The sequence below is a fragment of the Bacillus sp. NEB1478 genome (assembly GCF_031582965.1).
GTDB lineage: Bacteria > Bacillota > Bacilli > Bacillales > Fictibacillaceae > Fictibacillus.
In genome coordinates this window covers 220,586-235,745 of record NZ_CP134049.1, presented here as the reverse complement: position 1 = coordinate 235,745, position 15,160 = coordinate 220,586, and the positions used below count along the sequence as shown (strand labels likewise).

17 protein-coding genes are annotated in these 15,160 nt (G+C 41.8%); 2 read left to right on the top strand and 15 right to left on the bottom strand.

What is annotated here, in order from left to right; genetic code table 11:
• Nucleotides 1–87: 87 nt before the first annotated feature.
• The 6 genes from RGB74_RS01135 to RGB74_RS01110 all read right to left on the bottom strand — a co-directional run bounded on the left by RGB74_RS01135 (nucleotide 88) and on the right by RGB74_RS01110 (nucleotide 5,272).
• Nucleotides 88–1,143, bottom strand: coding sequence for an L-threonylcarbamoyladenylate synthase (locus RGB74_RS01135; RefSeq protein WP_310761158.1), 1,056 nt, complete (start codon nucleotides 1,141–1,143; stop codon nucleotides 88–90).
• A 122-nt stretch (nucleotides 1,144–1,265) separates the two neighbouring features.
• Nucleotides 1,266–1,706 (bottom strand): GNAT family N-acetyltransferase, encoded by a 441-nt coding sequence (locus tag RGB74_RS01130; protein WP_310761157.1) that lies wholly within the window; start codon nucleotides 1,704–1,706, stop codon nucleotides 1,266–1,268.
• Between the two features lie 363 nt (nucleotides 1,707–2,069).
• Complete coding sequence (spoIIR, locus tag RGB74_RS01125; protein WP_396136087.1) at nucleotides 2,070–2,756, bottom strand: stage II sporulation protein R; 687 nt, start codon at nucleotides 2,754–2,756, stop codon at nucleotides 2,070–2,072.
• Between the two features lie 158 nt (nucleotides 2,757–2,914).
• Nucleotides 2,915–3,781: a peptide chain release factor N(5)-glutamine methyltransferase gene (prmC, locus tag RGB74_RS01120; protein WP_310761155.1), complete on the bottom strand. Its 867-nt coding sequence runs from the start codon at nucleotides 3,779–3,781 to the stop codon at nucleotides 2,915–2,917.
• A gap of 1 nt (nucleotide 3,782) precedes the next feature.
• Nucleotides 3,783–4,856: a peptide chain release factor 1 gene (gene prfA, locus RGB74_RS01115; RefSeq protein WP_310761154.1), complete on the bottom strand. Its 1,074-nt coding sequence runs from the start codon at nucleotides 4,854–4,856 to the stop codon at nucleotides 3,783–3,785.
• A 110-nt stretch (nucleotides 4,857–4,966) separates the two neighbouring features.
• Complete coding sequence (locus tag RGB74_RS01110; RefSeq protein ID WP_396136086.1) at nucleotides 4,967–5,272, bottom strand: winged helix-turn-helix transcriptional regulator; 306 nt, start codon at nucleotides 5,270–5,272, stop codon at nucleotides 4,967–4,969.
• 151 nt (nucleotides 5,273–5,423) lie between these two features.
• On the opposite strand from RGB74_RS01110, the gene RGB74_RS01105 reads away from it, so the two are divergent.
• The gene (locus RGB74_RS01105) at nucleotides 5,424–5,711 is read left to right on the top strand and encodes a hypothetical protein (RefSeq protein ID WP_310761153.1); all 288 of its coding nucleotides are present in this window, start codon (nucleotides 5,424–5,426) and stop codon (nucleotides 5,709–5,711) included.
• A gap of 208 nt (nucleotides 5,712–5,919) precedes the next feature.
• Here the strand turns inward: RGB74_RS01105 and RGB74_RS01100 are convergent, their stop codons facing one another.
• Both RGB74_RS01100 and RGB74_RS01095 read right to left on the bottom strand, forming a co-directional pair.
• Nucleotides 5,920–6,567, bottom strand: coding sequence for an MOSC domain-containing protein (locus RGB74_RS01100; RefSeq protein WP_310761152.1), 648 nt, complete (start codon nucleotides 6,565–6,567; stop codon nucleotides 5,920–5,922).
• Nucleotides 6,568–6,610: 43 nt separating this feature from the next.
• Nucleotides 6,611–6,937, bottom strand: coding sequence for a hypothetical protein (locus RGB74_RS01095; protein ID WP_310761151.1), 327 nt, complete (start codon nucleotides 6,935–6,937; stop codon nucleotides 6,611–6,613).
• 155 nt (nucleotides 6,938–7,092) lie between these two features.
• Between RGB74_RS01095 and RGB74_RS01090 the strand changes: the two genes are divergently transcribed.
• The gene (locus RGB74_RS01090; protein ID WP_310761150.1) at nucleotides 7,093–8,430 is read left to right on the top strand and encodes a CoA-disulfide reductase; all 1,338 of its coding nucleotides are present in this window, start codon (nucleotides 7,093–7,095) and stop codon (nucleotides 8,428–8,430) included.
• Between the two features lie 43 nt (nucleotides 8,431–8,473).
• Here the strand turns inward: RGB74_RS01090 and RGB74_RS01085 are convergent, their stop codons facing one another.
• The 7 genes from RGB74_RS01085 to fsa all read right to left on the bottom strand — a co-directional run bounded on the left by RGB74_RS01085 (nucleotide 8,474) and on the right by fsa (nucleotide 15,036).
• A complete protein-coding gene (locus RGB74_RS01085) occupies nucleotides 8,474–8,932 on the bottom strand; it encodes a hypothetical protein (protein WP_310761149.1) in 459 nt (152 codons plus the stop codon).
• A 319-nt stretch (nucleotides 8,933–9,251) separates the two neighbouring features.
• Complete coding sequence (locus RGB74_RS01080) at nucleotides 9,252–9,875, bottom strand: thymidine kinase (protein WP_310761148.1); 624 nt, start codon at nucleotides 9,873–9,875, stop codon at nucleotides 9,252–9,254.
• A gap of 201 nt (nucleotides 9,876–10,076) precedes the next feature.
• Nucleotides 10,077–10,322, bottom strand: coding sequence for a type B 50S ribosomal protein L31 (locus tag RGB74_RS01075; protein ID WP_310259883.1), 246 nt, complete (start codon nucleotides 10,320–10,322; stop codon nucleotides 10,077–10,079).
• Nucleotides 10,323–10,437: 115 nt separating this feature from the next.
• Nucleotides 10,438–11,724, bottom strand: coding sequence for a transcription termination factor Rho (rho, locus tag RGB74_RS01070; protein WP_310259887.1), 1,287 nt, complete (start codon nucleotides 11,722–11,724; stop codon nucleotides 10,438–10,440).
• Nucleotides 11,725–11,963: 239 nt separating this feature from the next.
• The gene (gene glpX, locus RGB74_RS01065; protein ID WP_310761146.1) at nucleotides 11,964–12,932 is read right to left on the bottom strand and encodes a class II fructose-bisphosphatase; all 969 of its coding nucleotides are present in this window, start codon (nucleotides 12,930–12,932) and stop codon (nucleotides 11,964–11,966) included.
• An 83-nt stretch (nucleotides 12,933–13,015) separates the two neighbouring features.
• A complete protein-coding gene (locus tag RGB74_RS01060) occupies nucleotides 13,016–14,308 on the bottom strand; it encodes a UDP-N-acetylglucosamine 1-carboxyvinyltransferase (RefSeq protein ID WP_310761145.1) in 1,293 nt (430 codons plus the stop codon).
• Nucleotides 14,309–14,385: 77 nt separating this feature from the next.
• Complete coding sequence (gene fsa / locus RGB74_RS01055) at nucleotides 14,386–15,036, bottom strand: fructose-6-phosphate aldolase (RefSeq protein WP_310761144.1); 651 nt, start codon at nucleotides 15,034–15,036, stop codon at nucleotides 14,386–14,388.
• Nucleotides 15,037–15,160: the final 124 nt, after the last annotated feature.

Sequence of the window (15,160 nt, the reverse complement as noted above, 5' to 3'; positions counted from 1 at the left end):
AATCTCGCTGAACACGCAGCGATTAATAGAAAAAGGACCCGAAATAGCGCATCTTCTGCACCTTCCTAAGTCCTTTTTCTGAAGTTACTACTCTTTTATCACATTGCCGCCAGCCGATTTTTCTAAACGGTTCATGATCGCCACGCCTACTCCAGTCTTCGGAAAAACCTCTCCAAAAATCTTATCCACACCCGCTTCATTAAACGAACGAAGTGCTTCGTATAAATGCTGAGCTACTGTTTCTGGCTCCGACCGCTTACCGGCAGGGATCACGGCATCTGCCTTATAAGAAGAAACTCTTTCTTCTGTTGTTAATATCCCGATTTTCTTTCCGGCTCGCCTTTCGTTATCCACAAGCTGCTGAATAAATTCCGCAGAACCGTCTACTAAAACAAAGGGTGCATCAGGTGCATAATGTGTATATTTCATACCTGGCGATTTTGGTGCCAGTTCTTTGTTTTCAATTCCCGGATCAACTGCAACGTTTCCGCTGCCAACTACCTTTTCCAAGTCCTCTAAAGTAACTCCGCCAGGTCTTAAGATCGTTACTTTTTCCCCTGTGCACTCTACGACTGTTGACTCTACGCCTACACCAGTAGAACCGCCGTCAACAATTCCTGGTATCCTGCCTTTTAAGTCTTCGTAAACATGGTCAGCTGTTGTTGGACTCGGCTTGCCCGAAAGATTAGCACTTGGCGCAGCAAGTGGTACGCCAGATGCTTCAATTAAAGCTAATGCCACGGGATGATCCGGCATTCTGACGGCAACTGTGGATAACCCTGCCGTAACTTTTTCGCTAACGTGTTTGCCTTTAGGTAATACAATCGTCAACGGTCCCGGCCAGAAGGCGTTCATCAGCATTTCGACCGAGTCAGGAACGGAAGATACAAGTCCATCCAACTGTTTTCGGCTGGATATGTGAACAATTAACGGATTATCGCTCGGTCTTCCTTTCGCTTCAAAAATACGTGAAATCGCCTGATCACTCTCGGCGTTCCCCGCTAATCCATATACGGTTTCTGTAGGTAATGCTATCACTTCATCTTTTTTTATCCACAAGGATGCTTGGATAACTTGTGGATGAGTTGTTAAATTTTTTTCGTTTTTATCCACAAACCAACGTTCAGTTTGGAATGATTTCATGATTTTAACCCTTTCTACTGCTCAGGTTAACCTTATTTCTAAATGGTCTATGCACAAAACTTTTATATCCACAGAGTTATGCACAATTTGTCTTAAAATGTGGACAAGTTGTTGAAAACTCATTATGAATCTAATGCGTATGCTAAAAGCTCTGCTCCTGACGCTGCATTATTTTTTACATGATCCGCATTTTTGATATGTGAAGGTACTTGATCTTTTGGAACGATTTTAAAAGATAAAGCTTCAAACATATGAACGGCTTTTGTAAGCAAGTAAAGAGTCTCGACTCCTTTATCTTTTGAGTATACCAAAATTTTATCGATCAGTTTAAGGAGAAGCGTTTCAGATGAATACTTCTGCTTTAATACAAAGGACCTGAGCAGCCCATCATTTCCGATCCGTTCAAGACCGACTGTCCCGATCGTTTCTCCTTCTCCGCTCACAACAACTAAGTAATTTTCGATGCTGTCTGTAATCCCTTCAGACTGAAGCCCCGCCTTTCCTACGAGCTGCAGCAGATCTTTCGCTTCGTGCCTCATCGCTTGCCTTATAATAATTGTCATCTCAACCTCTCCCTTACTATTGTAGCAGTCAACTGACTGTTTTCTTATTTTTTAAACGCTCTTTTCTAGAAGATTGTTGCTTTGGAACATCTTGTTACTTTTCTCCTTTGACAAGTTGATTGGAGTGCAAGGTGCGAGACTCCTGCGGGACAGGCGGGCAGGTGAGACACTTAAGAGTGAAACGTACGAATGTGGCTCACCGCCTGCCCCGCGGAAAGCGAGCAGCCTGGAACGGAAATCAACCACTTAAAAGACGATCAATGCGAAAACATTCTTTTTAAATGAAAAGAAGGCTTACCTCCAGTTAAGGCTTACCTTCATTTTTTATAATCTATGAAAATAGGGAGGAAGTTATGCAGAGATTTAAGAGAATAGCGAACCGACTGCTTTTACTAGGCTGCTGAATAGTTCTACGACAAAGAATTTCGTTTCGATTTGGTCTGAACTTGAATCTGGCTGATCTTGTGTTTGGTCTGCAGAAGCAACAGCAGCATTATCTGTTTTCCCGTCTTTGTCTTCCTTTACAGCATCACCATTTTCAAAGTCTAAGAAACATAGCGGTGGAAAAAGCACACACCACCAGTTCTTGCCTTCTCCTTCACCAAGCTTGATCAGTACTGCTTCATATTTACCAGCAGGATAAATATATTCACCATAGATTTTAGTAGGAAAAGCAACTTGTCCAAGTTCAACAGAAAACTTTTTATTCACACCCGATTTCGTTATTTCGTTTTGTACGATTTGTTCGATTTCCGGAAGCTGTTTACGGATAATTTTTCGTGCTTCTTTTATATCCGTCAGCTCACCGACCCAAGTAGTAATCTGTGCGTTCACTTCATCTCTAATTTTGCGCTTAAGTTTTTGATCAGCATCTGTATCACTGTTTGCCAAGATTCGAAGTCTGATAGATTCATCTGGAATCTTTACTGAAGCGTTTATTACTGATGCATTCATTGATGCATTTGCTACCTTTGTCTGTGTTTCAAAAAACAAAAATAAAATAGCTAATGGAATTAAAAAATATATAAGAATATGATTGCGTTTTTTCATTTGATTTTTCATTTGTAATTCCTCCCCTTCGCCTCTAACCACAGTTTGGACAGAGGGGGGGAAAAACATACTAGCAAACTATTAAAATCTTTTCTTTCAGATTCGACAGAAATCATTGGGAAATAAAATGGGAAATGGGGTCAGACCCCATTTCCCGATTATTTCCCAATGATCGCAAACACCATGCGGTCTTTGCCGTTTATGTCTTCTTTTACGTATACATCGGCTCCTGGGAAGGTGACTCGCAGCATTTCGGCTACGGTCGAACCTTGCCCTGCTCCTACCTCAAATCCTACAAGGGCTTTTTCTTTCAGGACGAGCGGCAGTTCCTTCATGAACCTTCTGTAAAAGTCGTACCCATCCTTACCGCCGCTTAATGCTCTCATTGGTTCTCTGTCTTTTACAATCGTATCGAGTACAGCAATTTCCTCGTCTGGAATGTAGGGAGGATTTGAAACGACAACATCCAATTTAGCGCCCTGTCCGATGAACGGCTGAAGAAGGTCACCAAGAATAAACGTGACGTCGGCTCCTAAACTGTCCGCATTTTTCGTCGCCACTTCTATCGACTCTTTTGCAATATCGACCGTAAACACATCCAGACGGCGATCTTCCAGTGCAAGTGTTACGGAAATTGCTCCGCTCCCTGTTCCAATATCAGCGAGCTTCACTTCCGTTTCCTCAGAAAAGTGCTCCTGGAGAAGCATCAATGTATGTTCAACTAATTCTTCTGTCTCTGGTCTTGGGATCAGAACTTCTTTGTTCACATGAAACGGCCGGCCGTAAAAGTCTTCTTTTCCTATGATGTACTGAACGGGCTCGCCTTCAACATGCTTCTCGACCGCTGATTGTAACTGCTCCATTTCATGAGAGGTTATCTCATCATGCATGCGCATCATCATATCGGTCCGGCTGATTCCGCCTAATACGTGCCGTACTAACAGCTCTGCCGCAAATGCTTCTCGATTATTTTCAGCTAAAAAAGAAGAAGCCCAAGAGAGGGCTTCGTGTACTTTATGACTCATTTTACGCGTCCGCCTGTGCTTTCATCTTGCTCGTCTGGTCTTCTGTGATGAGTGCTTCAACAAACTCATCCATTTTACCAAGAAGAATTTGATCCAGCTTTTGAATGGTCAGACCGATACGGTGATCTGTAACACGGTTTTGCGGGAAGTTGTACGTACGGATACGCTCTGAACGGTCGCCCGTTCCAACTGCGCTCTTACGTGTTTCATCGTACTCTTTTTGCTTCTCTTGCTGAATTTTATCGTAAACACGTGCACGAAGAACTTTCATCGCTTTATCTTTGTTCTTGATCTGTGATTTTTCATCCTGACACGATACTACTGTACCTGTCGGAATATGCGTTAAACGAACCGCAGACTGAGTCGTGTTAACTGACTGTCCCCCAGGACCAGATGAAGTAAATGTATCAACACGAACATCTTTCTCGTGAATCTCCACTTCCACTTCTTCCGCTTCAGGAAGAACAGCTACTGTTGCTGTTGAAGTATGAATACGTCCGCCTGATTCTGTTGAAGGAACACGCTGAACACGATGTGCGCCGTTCTCGTATTTAAGCTTCGAATAAGCGCCGGCTCCATTAATCATAAAGATAATCTCTTTGTAGCCGCCAAGCTCTGTGTAAGAAGCTTCAATAACTTCAGACTTCCAGCCTTGCATCTCCGCATAACGGCTGTACATACGGTATAGGTCTCCTGCAAACAATGCTGCTTCATCTCCGCCAGCAGCACCGCGCACTTCCACGATAACGTTCTTGTCATCGTTCGGATCTTTTGGAAGCAATAACACTTTCAGCTGAGCCGTGAGCTCTTCGATTTGATCAGATAGACCTGAAATCTCTTCTTTTACCATCGCCGTCATTTCAGCATCAAGCTTTTCTTCAAGCATCATTTTGGCTTCATCCAGCTGCTCTTTTACTTCTTTATACTCACGATACACGGTGACTTGTTCTTGAAGAGAAGATTGCTCTTTCGAATAATCGCGCAGTTTGTTCGTATCATTTATCACTTCAGGATCACTTAATAATTCATTCAATTTGTCGTAACGTGCTTCAATTGTCTCTAAACGTTCTAACATGGTTTTTCACCTCTGTTTTTAATGCATAACATGATAATTATAGTCGTAACAAACCAAACTCTCAATCATTTTCAGGATATTTCCTGCTGCATATACATTCTAACTAATTTTCAGCTGTTTAATTCCACTTTATTAACGTGATTTCTTCCCCATTCACTCATCATGTTTAAAGTAGATTCTAATTCCTCGCCGTAATCGGTTAATGAATATTCGACCTTTAGAGGAACTTGCGCGTAAACCTGGCGGTTGATCAGTCCATCCGCTTCCAATTCTCTTAGCTGCAGGGTTAACGTTTTTTGTGACACTTTTGGTATCAGCTTTTTTAGCTCACCAAACCTTAAGATTTTATTTTGATGCAAATGGCAGAGGATTACGCCTTTCCATTTTCCGCAAACGACATTTAACGTGATTTCAATTGGATGAGAATAATCTTTTTCAACCCAAAACTCCCCTTAGTTTCATTTGGTTGCCTAAGTAACAAAATTGTACCTTCTTGCGTATTGAAACTATATCTTATTATAATTAATTATACTAGAATTGACTATAAAAAATATTGGGGACCTGCCGATGTCTAAAACGATACGAATCGTAAGGAACGGGGAAAACCGGAAAGTTCATCCCGAAGACTTGCCCTGGGTCATACTTCAATTAGAAAAAGGAACGGAAAAAGGTCTAATTGAATCCATCCAGCATTCTTCAACGATTAAAGCTTACCGAAAAGTAGATTACGCTTTTGGTTCAACAATTTTTAGCTGGAATCAGCAAAACGAAGGACAGATCTATTTCGACTATTATCAATTTAAGGTTTTCTGCGAGGACCTGGAATTGCAAGTTCGGTATAGCGAAGTAAGATAACTTGGACTGCCTCGAAGAGCATATTTACATACGAAAGAGCAGACGTTCCAATTGGAATCTGCTCTTTTTTAGTTTTTATTTTTAGTTGTTCGTAAAGTTTGATGCTGCTAAATAGTAGAGCGTTTCAGGATTCGCAGTACGTGAGGTAAGGCTCATTCGCGCTTTGCACCTGCAGGCTCACAAACCAGCGCTCTAATCATCTTCTAAATCAACCCAAACTCTTTTTCAATAACGACTGCCTGAAACTTTCAGCGAGTTCTTTCACTTCAAGTAACTGTTTAATTTTCTCCGTATCTTTTTCAAATCCGTATTTGATCTGGTTCGATTTTGATACTGTAATACCCATCGGATGCTTTTCGATGAGAAACATTTCATCATCTGCCCTAACCAGCCCTTCTTGCAGTACACGAAGGTAATAACCAGTTCTCCCTGTTTGAACGCATTTTTTGATCATATCCGGTCTGTTTAAAATGCAAGCAAGAGTGGAGCACGGCTGTCTTGGCTGTGTGATTTGGACGATTGCTTGCCCCATTTGAAAAACGTCCCCGATACAAGCATCGTCCTCTAGAAAGCCCATAGGTGTTATATTCTCTCCAAAAGATGGGACATGAAGCAGTTTTGCCAGCTGTAATTCCGAATTCCATTTTTCATAATGCTCAAAAGGATAGACACAAACAGCTTGATCCAGACCTCCGTGATGAACGACGTCACCTTGTCCATCGCCTTCAAAATGGGTTTTATGTAAAAATACAGACTCTTGCTGCGGTTTTTTATTATAACCGGTAAAGAAAGTCTGCCCGGAAGCTTCCACATGTACGGGAAGACTGACATTTAACGAAACAACTTTCCCTCTCATCTCAGATCACCTCATCCAAAGCATAGCACACCAGAAAAGGAAATTAATAGGAATAAATGTTTCGGCGCAATGTCTCATAATCCAATCGTTCCTGATTCATCCTAATCGCTTTCGTGAGTTCTTCGATAATCACTTTTTCATCTGTAATCACACTGAATACATAAGGTATGGTTGCAAAATGTCCTAAAAAATGTGTGCAGCCAATATAACGGCGTTGATCTACTTGTTTTTCATTTTTGTATTTAATAATAAAGTTCCCCATGTTCTCATAAACAGGATCTAATGGTTTTTCGTTTAGTTTTTTCAATAATGTATGAATCGGTTGGACAGGTGAATTCCAGTCTGTTCCGTTTGATTTAATTTCTAGCACAGGTCAACACCTCTTTCTACTATTATTGTTCGTTTTACAGACCGGCTTCTTGTTGGTCACTCTTAAAGACGACTTAGATTATTCAAACAAATCGTTACATTTTTGTTTAAGATGGGAATACTATATCGTTAGAAGCAAGAGAAGGAGTTGATCAGATGAAATATTGCATTATTGGAGGAGACGCAGCGGGAATGAGCGCGGCGATGCAGATCGTGCGGAATACAGACAATGCCGACATCACTGTATTGGAAATGGGCGGAATTTATTCATATGGCCAATGCGGACTTCCTTATGTTATCGGCGGCCTCATCCCTTCCACTGATAGACTGATCGCGAGAAGCATCGAAACATTTCGTGAAAAATACGGTATCGATGCCCGAACATATCATGAGGTAAAGGCTGTAAATACAACGTCAAAAACGGTTTCCGGCATTCACACGAAAACGGGAGAATCATTTGAAGTTTCATATGACCAGCTGCTTGTTGCAACTGGTGTTAGAGCAGTCATGCCTAAAAGCTGGACAGGTGTTCATTTAAAAGGGATCTACTCTTTAAAAACGATTCCCGATGCTGAAAATCTTATGGCCGGGTTAAAAAAAGACGTACAAAATGTAACGATTATCGGTGGCGGCTATATCGGACTTGAGATGGCAGAGAACGTGAAGAGGCTCGGAAAAAGTGTGCGTATCATCCAGCGGAGCAAGCAGATTGGCAATCTCTTTGATGAGGACCTAGGACACTTCATACATGAAGAAGCAATCAAACACGGAATCGAACTTTGCTTGGAAGAAGAAGTGCTGGGCTTTAAAGGTGACGACTACGTTCAATTTGTCAAAACGGCAAAGAAGGATTATCCGACGGACCTCGTCATTGTGGCAGTTGGGGTCACACCAAATACGGACTTTCTAAAAGACACGGATATTTCTCTGACCGAAAAAGGGGTCATAACCGTAAACGAACAAATGGAGACAAATGTTAAAAACGTTTATGCTGCTGGAGACTGCGCGACACATTATCATCGAATAAAAAAACAAAATGACCACATTCCATTAGGTACAACAGCGAACAAACAAGGTCGGATCGCAGGGCTAAACATGGCAGGTATCAAAAAACCGTTTAAAGGGATCGTCGGTTCATCGATCATTCAATTTATGGATTTAACGCTCGGAAAAACTGGACTTTCAAATAAGGAAGCTGAAAAACTGGAGATTCCGTATGATGAAATAAAAATTACTGCAAAAAATCATGCAGGCTATTATCCGAACGCAGAAAAATTAGATATAAAATTAACGTACCATAAAGAAACGAAGCAATTGTTAGGCGGTCAAATCATTGGCGGAGAAGGTGTCGATAAACGCATCGATGTGCTTGCTACTGCACTTTATCATGAGATGAAAGTCGACGAGCTCGAAGACTTGGATCTATGCTATTCACCGCCGTATAATGGTTCATGGGATCCTATTCAGCAAGCCGCGCGCAGAATCGGGAAATAATATGGGAAATGGGGTCTGACCCCATTTCCCGTTTTATTTCCCACTAATGATCGATTTTAATGGAATAGTTATACCGCGGAACAGTTGTTTCTACCGCATCCAAAATCTTGCGGTACATAGCTGCTCGCTCCTTTTTCGATACATTGTTTGGTACATTCACGTGTATATGCGCATAATTCCCGTTAATGGTCACCATCTGCGGATTAATTCCCGACACATCTTTAACGGTCCGGCGAATCGTATCCTGGTCATCACCTAAATCAAAACGAGTTGAATTCATCGTTCGATAATCGCTCGGATTCATATTTGTATCGTAGCTGTAATTATACTTTGGTTCATTTTTAGTTAAATGATAGTTAATTACGCCATGACCCAAGAGGTTATCACGCATATTCCGCTTGTTTTCATAAGCGGCAGGCTCTGTTTTATCCTTAAGGGATTGCATTGGAGAACATGCGGTAATCGTGAGTGCCAAAAGTGGAAACAGGAAAGCTTTTTTCATTTAAACCCCTCCCATATCTTTAGAATTTCCGATAAAGGAGGGGATTATTAATAAATTGGTCGGGTTGGGGGACCGAAACCTAGCTTTCGATTAGCTAAAATCACTCCTCGAGCACGTAATCCACCGAGTTCTGCTCATAATCCACCGGAATTTACTCATAATCCACCGAGTTTTTACCATAATCCACCGGAAAAACAGTATATACTCCCGATTCGACAAAAATTCCTAAATTCCGACACACGCATCACCCGCCAAACAAGCACGAGAGCACAAAAAAAAGCCCGGGCGCACCGCTGCTCCCGGACCTAATCTTCATTAATTATTTCCGTCCTTCTTGGCCCTCTACGCCTGAAAGGAGGTTTCTTTTTTTGCCTGGGACTTCATGGCAATGACGGCAGCGCGGTTCGTACGATTCTGAAGCACCGACTAAGATAACCGGATCATCATAAGATGCAGGCTTTCCGTTGATTAAGCGCTGTGTACGGCTCGCTGGAGATCCGCATGACATGCAGATCGCCTGAAGCTTTGTCACATGTTCAGAAAGAGCCATCAATTTAGGAACAGGTCCAAAAGGCTCCCCTTTAAAATCTTGATCCAATCCAGCTACGATTACGCGGAGACCTTGATCTGCAAGCTCTTGGGCAACTGGAATGACATCTTCGTCAAAAAATTGTACTTCATCTATAGCAACCACTTCTGTTTCAGGTGATACATTTTTCAAAATTTCTACAGATCGCCCTACAGGTTCAGCCAGAACGGCTGTTCCATTATGGGAGACAACTGATTCTTCGCTGTATCGATCATCAATAGCCGGCTTGAACACCTGTACTTTTTGTTTCGCATAGGTTGCTCGTCTTACACGGCGAATCAATTCCTCCGACTTGCCAGAGAACATGCTTCCGCAAATCAATTCAATCCAGCCATTTTGTTTCATCACATACATGGCTTGCTCCCCCTTTGTCACAATCTTTCTCTTAGTATGTACTTTTTTGAACCTTTACTAAAGGTTCTGTTTCGGAGCGTTTTACTCCTTTTACGCGTATAAAAAACCCGGTCCATCACAAACAGTTACCGAGTTTAAAAATTCGTTTTTATGAAAGAAAAAAAAGGGCAAGAAAGACCTTGCCCTTTTGCTTGCAACAAATTACTTAAGATTGTATTTCTTCTTAAAGCGATCCACACGTCCACCAACATCAGAGAACTTCTGACGTCCAGTGTAGAACGGGTGAGTATCAGAACTTACATCCACTTTGATTACTGGATATTCGTTACCGTCTTCCCATTTCATAGTCTCGTTTGAGTGCAACGTAGAACCTGAAAGGAAGCTGAATCCGCTTTGAGCATCAACAAAAACAACCTTTTTATAATTCGGATGAATTCCTTGTTTCATGTCAATTTCACTCCTTCTGCCCTGATTCCTTAAGAAACAGAGTTAAATAAACACATAAAGACAGTATAACAGGGACAAACCCCATTTGCAACCACTGTTTAAGACGATTATTCCGTTAGTTTGTAACGGTTTTTACGCGCTTCGTGGTTCCCTTTTTCTCCGATTCAAACAACTCGAAAAATTCTTCGTTATTTTCTGTTTTACGCATACGTTTCATAAATTTATCAACGAAATCAAATGAGTCATCCATCGTTTTACGAATGGACCATAGTGCCTCAAGATGATCTTTTGCAATAAGCATTTCTTCTTTTCTCGTTCCAGATCGGCGAATATCGATCGCTGGGAAGATACGACGTTCAGCAAGCTTACGGTCTAAGTGAAGCTCCATGTTACCTGTACCTTTGAACTCTTCATAAATGACATCATCCATACGTGAACCTGTATCCACTAATGCAGTTGCTAAAATCGTCAAGCTGCCGCCTTCTTCAATGTTACGGGCAGCACCGAAAAATCGCTTAGGACGATGGAAAGCTGCCGGATCGATACCGCCAGAAAGGGTACGTCCGCTTGGCGGGATCACCAAGTTATAAGCACGAGCAAGACGTGTAATACTGTCGAGCAAAATGACAACATCTTTTTTGTGTTCAACCAGTCTCATGGCACGCTCTAAAACAAGCTCTGCCACTTTAATATGGTTTTCAGGCACTTCGTCGAAAGTAGAGCTTACAACATCCCCTTTTACAGAACGCTCGATGTCCGTTACTTCCTCCGGGCGCTCATCGATTAAAAGGACGATCAGTTCAACTTGCGGATTGTTCGTTGTAACACTGTGTGCGATTTCTTTTAAAAGACTCGTCTTCCCTGCTTTTGGCGGGGCAACGATCAAACCACGCTGACCAAAACCAACAGGTGCCATCATATCGATGATACGAGTTGAAATATTGTTACTCGTCGTTTCCATAACCATTTTCTTTTCCGGATAAAGAGCTGTTAGTGCCGGGAAGTGAACGCGTTCCTTTGCTGTCTCAGGATCTTCACCATTTACAGCATTTACTTGTAAAAGACCATAGTAACGCTCATTCTCTTTTGGCGGTCGAACTTTCCCCGAAACTTTATCTCCGTTTCTAAGATCGAATCTGCGGATTTGTGACGCAGATATGTAGATATCCTGAGAACTCGGTGAATAGTTGATCGGTCTTAAAAAACCGAATCCTTCATTAGGAATGATCTCTAAAACACCTTCCATGAACGAATAACCGTCCAATTCTGCCTGTGCTTTTAAAATCGAAAACATTAATTCCCGCTTTGTTAATTTACCGTAATACTGGATATTGAATTGTCTAGCAAGCTCATAAAGCTCTTTCAATTTCTTTGTTTCTAAAGTTGCTAAATCTATCCCCATAGTGACACCACGCTTTTCTATTTTTACTATTTATTTATGTTTTAATAATGAATTGGAATTAAATGTGTTTGTTATTGGAAGGAGACGTTAAGTTAAGGGTTAATAGTGGGTTTGAAGAAAATGAAACATGTAATCATACTTCTTATTTTAACCACAAAAATAGCGTTTAATCAAGTGACATCTTATCTGTAAAAGAGTGGAAAGACCGAACAGATTGTCCGGCCTTTCTACTTATTTATTTAAGGTTTAATAACAAGATCTGGCTTCTTTTGCAGACTGTGTCTACCGTCAATAAAACGAACTGTTCCTGACTTAGCACGCATGACGACTGATTGTGTTGTTCCGATTGATCCGTTGAAACGAACACCTTTTAATAGCTCACCATCTGTTACTCCAGTTGCAGCAAAAATGGCATCGTCCCCTTTTACAAGGTCATCCATATATAGTACACGGTTCACATCTGTGATGCCCATACGCTTGCATCGTTCTAATTCCTCATCGTTCTGAGGAAGCAGCTTACCTTGAAGCTCTCCGCCAAGACACTTTAAGGCAACAGCTGCGATTACACCTTCTGGAGCACCGCCTGACCCGAATAAAATATCAACACCTGTGTCATCGAACGCTGTGTTAATTGCTGCAGCAACATCGCCATCAGAAATGAGTTTGATTCTAGCTCCCGCTTCACGAATATCTTGAATGATCTGAGCATGACGAGGACGGTCAAGTATTACGGCAACTAAGTCTTCAATATTTTTGTTCTTCGCTTCTGCTACCGCTTTTAAATTATCAATAACTGGCGCATTGATATCTACTTTACCGACACTTTCACGGCCTACTGCAATTTTGTCCATATACATATCAGGTGCATGTAGCAGGTTACCGTGGTCAGCGATCGCTAATACGGCAAGTGCATTCCAAGTCCCTGAAGCAACAATGTTCGTTCCTTCTAGTGGATCAACTGCAACGTCCACGCGCGGTCCGTAGCCTGTACCAAGTTTTTCCCCGATATACAGCATCGGAGCTTCATCCATTTCTCCTTCACCAATGACAACTGTTCCTTTCATCGGTACTGTATCAAAAACATTTCTCATAGCGGTTGTTGCTGCGTCATCCGCTTCATCTTTCTTTCCTCTTCCCATCCATCTTGCTGATGCCAAAGCTGCCGCTTCTGTTACACGGACAAGCTCCATTGATAAACTTCTTTCCATCACTTGGTCCCCCTTCCAAATCTAAACCGCTTACAATTATTCTCAAGAAAAATCACCCTTAACAGGTGATTTCTCAATATTCATTATGAGTTCTTTAATTCTTCCAACTCTTCAACGTCCATATTTTCACGCCACACTTTAGCACCAAGACCTTTTAACTTGTCAACTAAAGATTCATAGCCGCGATCGATATGCTCAAGACCAGAGATTTCTGTAACTCCTTCAGCCATCAGTGCTGCGACAACCAGAGCTGCACCTGCTCGAAGATCGGAAGCTTTCACTTTCGCTCCTTCCAGCTTTGCAGGTCCGTTGATGATCGCTGACCGGCCTTCGACTTTCACGTTCGCCCCCATGCGGCGAAGTTCATCAATATGTTTAAAACGTGCACTGTAAATTGTATCCGTTACAATGCTTGTTCCTTCTGAATTGGTTAACAGTGATGTGAATGGCTGCTGAAGATCAGTCGGGAATCCTGGATATACGAGTGTTTTGATATCAACACTTTTTAACGGATCTTTTCCGCGGTAGACAAGAACCTGATCATCCTTCGTTTCAATAAATACACCCATTTCTCTTAATTTTGCGATAAGAGATTCTAAATGAAGCGGGATTACGTTATCCAGCAGTACTTGCTGACCCATTGAAGCAGCTAAAATCATGTACGTTCCTGCTTCAATACGATCTGGGATGATTGAATGACGGCATCCATGTAAACTTTCGACACCATCGATTCTGATTACGTCCGTACCCGCACCTTTAATCTTAGCACCCATACTTGTCAACAATGTCGCTACATCAATGATTTCCGGCTCTTTAGCGGCATTTTCAATGATGGTCTGCCCTTTGGCTCTTACTGCAGCAAGCATAATATTAATGGTCGCTCCAACACTTACAACATCCAGGTAGATTCGTGCACCGACAAGCTCATCAGCACGTAAATAAATCGCGCCCTGCTCGTTCGTTACTTTTGCACCAAGAGCCTCAAAGCCTTTAATGTGCTGATCGATCGGACGAGGTCCAAGGTTGCATCCGCCAGGCAGGCCGATTACAGCTTTTTTGAACCGTCCCAGCATCGCACCCATCAAATAATAAGAAGCGCGAAGCTTTTTGACCTTTCCGTTCGGAAGCGGCATTGCAATCATTTTTTCAGGATTAACCGTAAGAGACTGATTTTCATCAAGGTGAGCTTCCCCTCCGATTTCCTCTAACAAATCACGTAAAATACGCACGTCAGATATGTTAGGTAAACCATCAATGGTAACGGTTGATTCTGCTAGTATTGTAGCGGGGATCAGCGCCACCGCACTGTTTTTTGCACCACTAATTTGGACCGTTCCTTCGAGAGGATAGCCCCCCTCAATCATCAGTTTTTCCATGGTAAACTCCTTTCAGTAAGAGTCACAAATGACATATATATTAGTATTTACCAAAATTTTCTTGTCATGTATGTGAATTATTTATTATTTGCTGCGTTATAATCAGCAAGGAATTTCTCGATTCCTTGATCTGTTAATGGATGCTTCACAAGACCTTTAATGACGTTCGGCGGAATCGTTGCAATATGAGCACCGCGGATCGCTGCTTCTGTCACATGAATAGGATGACGAATTGAAGCCGCAATGATTTCAGTCGGAATCTCATGGATCGCAAAAATTTGCGCCACTTGTGATATAAGCTCCAAGCCATCTTGACCGATATCATCCAGTCTTCCTAAGAATGGTGATACATACGTAGCTCCAGCACGAGCAGCCAGCAACGCTTGATTCGCATTAAAAATAAGCGTAACATTCGTCTTAATGCCCTCGTCAGAGAACGTTTTTACTGCTTTTAACCCGTCCAGTGTCATAGGAACTTTAACTGTAATATTAGGTGCGATCTTCGCAAGTTCGCGTCCCTCTTTTACCATATCTTCATAAGAAGTTCCAATCACCTCGGCACTTACTGAACCCGAAACAAGACTTGTTATTTCTTTTAAACGTTCTGGAAAATCAACGCCTTTTTCTTTTGCAACAAGCGAAGGGTTCGTAGTTACTCCTGATAAAATGCCCAGGTCATAGGCTTCCTTAATATCGTCAATGTTAGCTGTATCGATGAAGAATTTCAAAATAATCACTCCTGTTTTTTTAGGTTATCTCGATCTTTATTATTCTTTTATAAGATGTACTCTTTCATTCACTCGCCGAGTACCTATTTGCAAACACAATACTACATTACGCACACGATTTAAA

What these genes read in the sequence shown, in the direction of transcription:
- prfA (WP_310761154.1), bottom strand. Translation starts at nt 4,856, where the DNA reads ATGTTAGAACGTTTAGAGACAATTGAAGCACGTTACGACAAATTGAAT.
- RGB74_RS01105 (WP_310761153.1), top strand. Translation starts at nt 5,424, where the DNA reads ATGTCTAAAACGATACGAATCGTAAGGAACGGGGAAAACCGGAAAGTT.
- RGB74_RS01100 (WP_310761152.1), bottom strand. Translation starts at nt 6,567, where the DNA reads ATGAGAGGGAAAGTTGTTTCGTTAAATGTCAGTCTTCCCGTACATGTG.
- RGB74_RS01060 (WP_310761145.1), bottom strand. Translation starts at nt 14,308, where the DNA reads ATGGAAAAACTGATGATTGAGGGGGGCTATCCTCTCGAAGGAACGGTC.
- RGB74_RS01080 (WP_310761148.1), bottom strand. Translation starts at nt 9,875, where the DNA reads ATGTATGTGATGAAACAAAATGGCTGGATTGAATTGATTTGCGGAAGC.
- rho (WP_310259887.1), bottom strand. Translation starts at nt 11,724, where the DNA reads ATGGGGATAGATTTAGCAACTTTAGAAACAAAGAAATTGAAAGAGCTT.
- RGB74_RS01135 (WP_310761158.1), bottom strand. Translation starts at nt 1,143, where the DNA reads ATGAAATCATTCCAAACTGAACGTTGGTTTGTGGATAAAAACGAAAAA.
- RGB74_RS01085 (WP_310761149.1), bottom strand. Translation starts at nt 8,932, where the DNA reads ATGAAAAAAGCTTTCCTGTTTCCACTTTTGGCACTCACGATTACCGCA.
- glpX (WP_310761146.1), bottom strand. Translation starts at nt 12,932, where the DNA reads ATGGAAAGAAGTTTATCAATGGAGCTTGTCCGTGTAACAGAAGCGGCA.
- RGB74_RS01130 (WP_310761157.1), bottom strand. Translation starts at nt 1,706, where the DNA reads ATGACAATTATTATAAGGCAAGCGATGAGGCACGAAGCGAAAGATCTG.
- RGB74_RS01090 (WP_310761150.1), top strand. Translation starts at nt 7,093, where the DNA reads ATGAAATATTGCATTATTGGAGGAGACGCAGCGGGAATGAGCGCGGCG.
- prmC (WP_310761155.1), bottom strand. Translation starts at nt 3,781, where the DNA reads ATGAGTCATAAAGTACACGAAGCCCTCTCTTGGGCTTCTTCTTTTTTA.
- RGB74_RS01075 (WP_310259883.1), bottom strand. Translation starts at nt 10,322, where the DNA reads ATGAAACAAGGAATTCATCCGAATTATAAAAAGGTTGTTTTTGTTGAT.
- spoIIR (WP_396136087.1), bottom strand. Translation starts at nt 2,756, where the DNA reads ATGAAAAAACGCAATCATATTCTTATATATTTTTTAATTCCATTAGCT.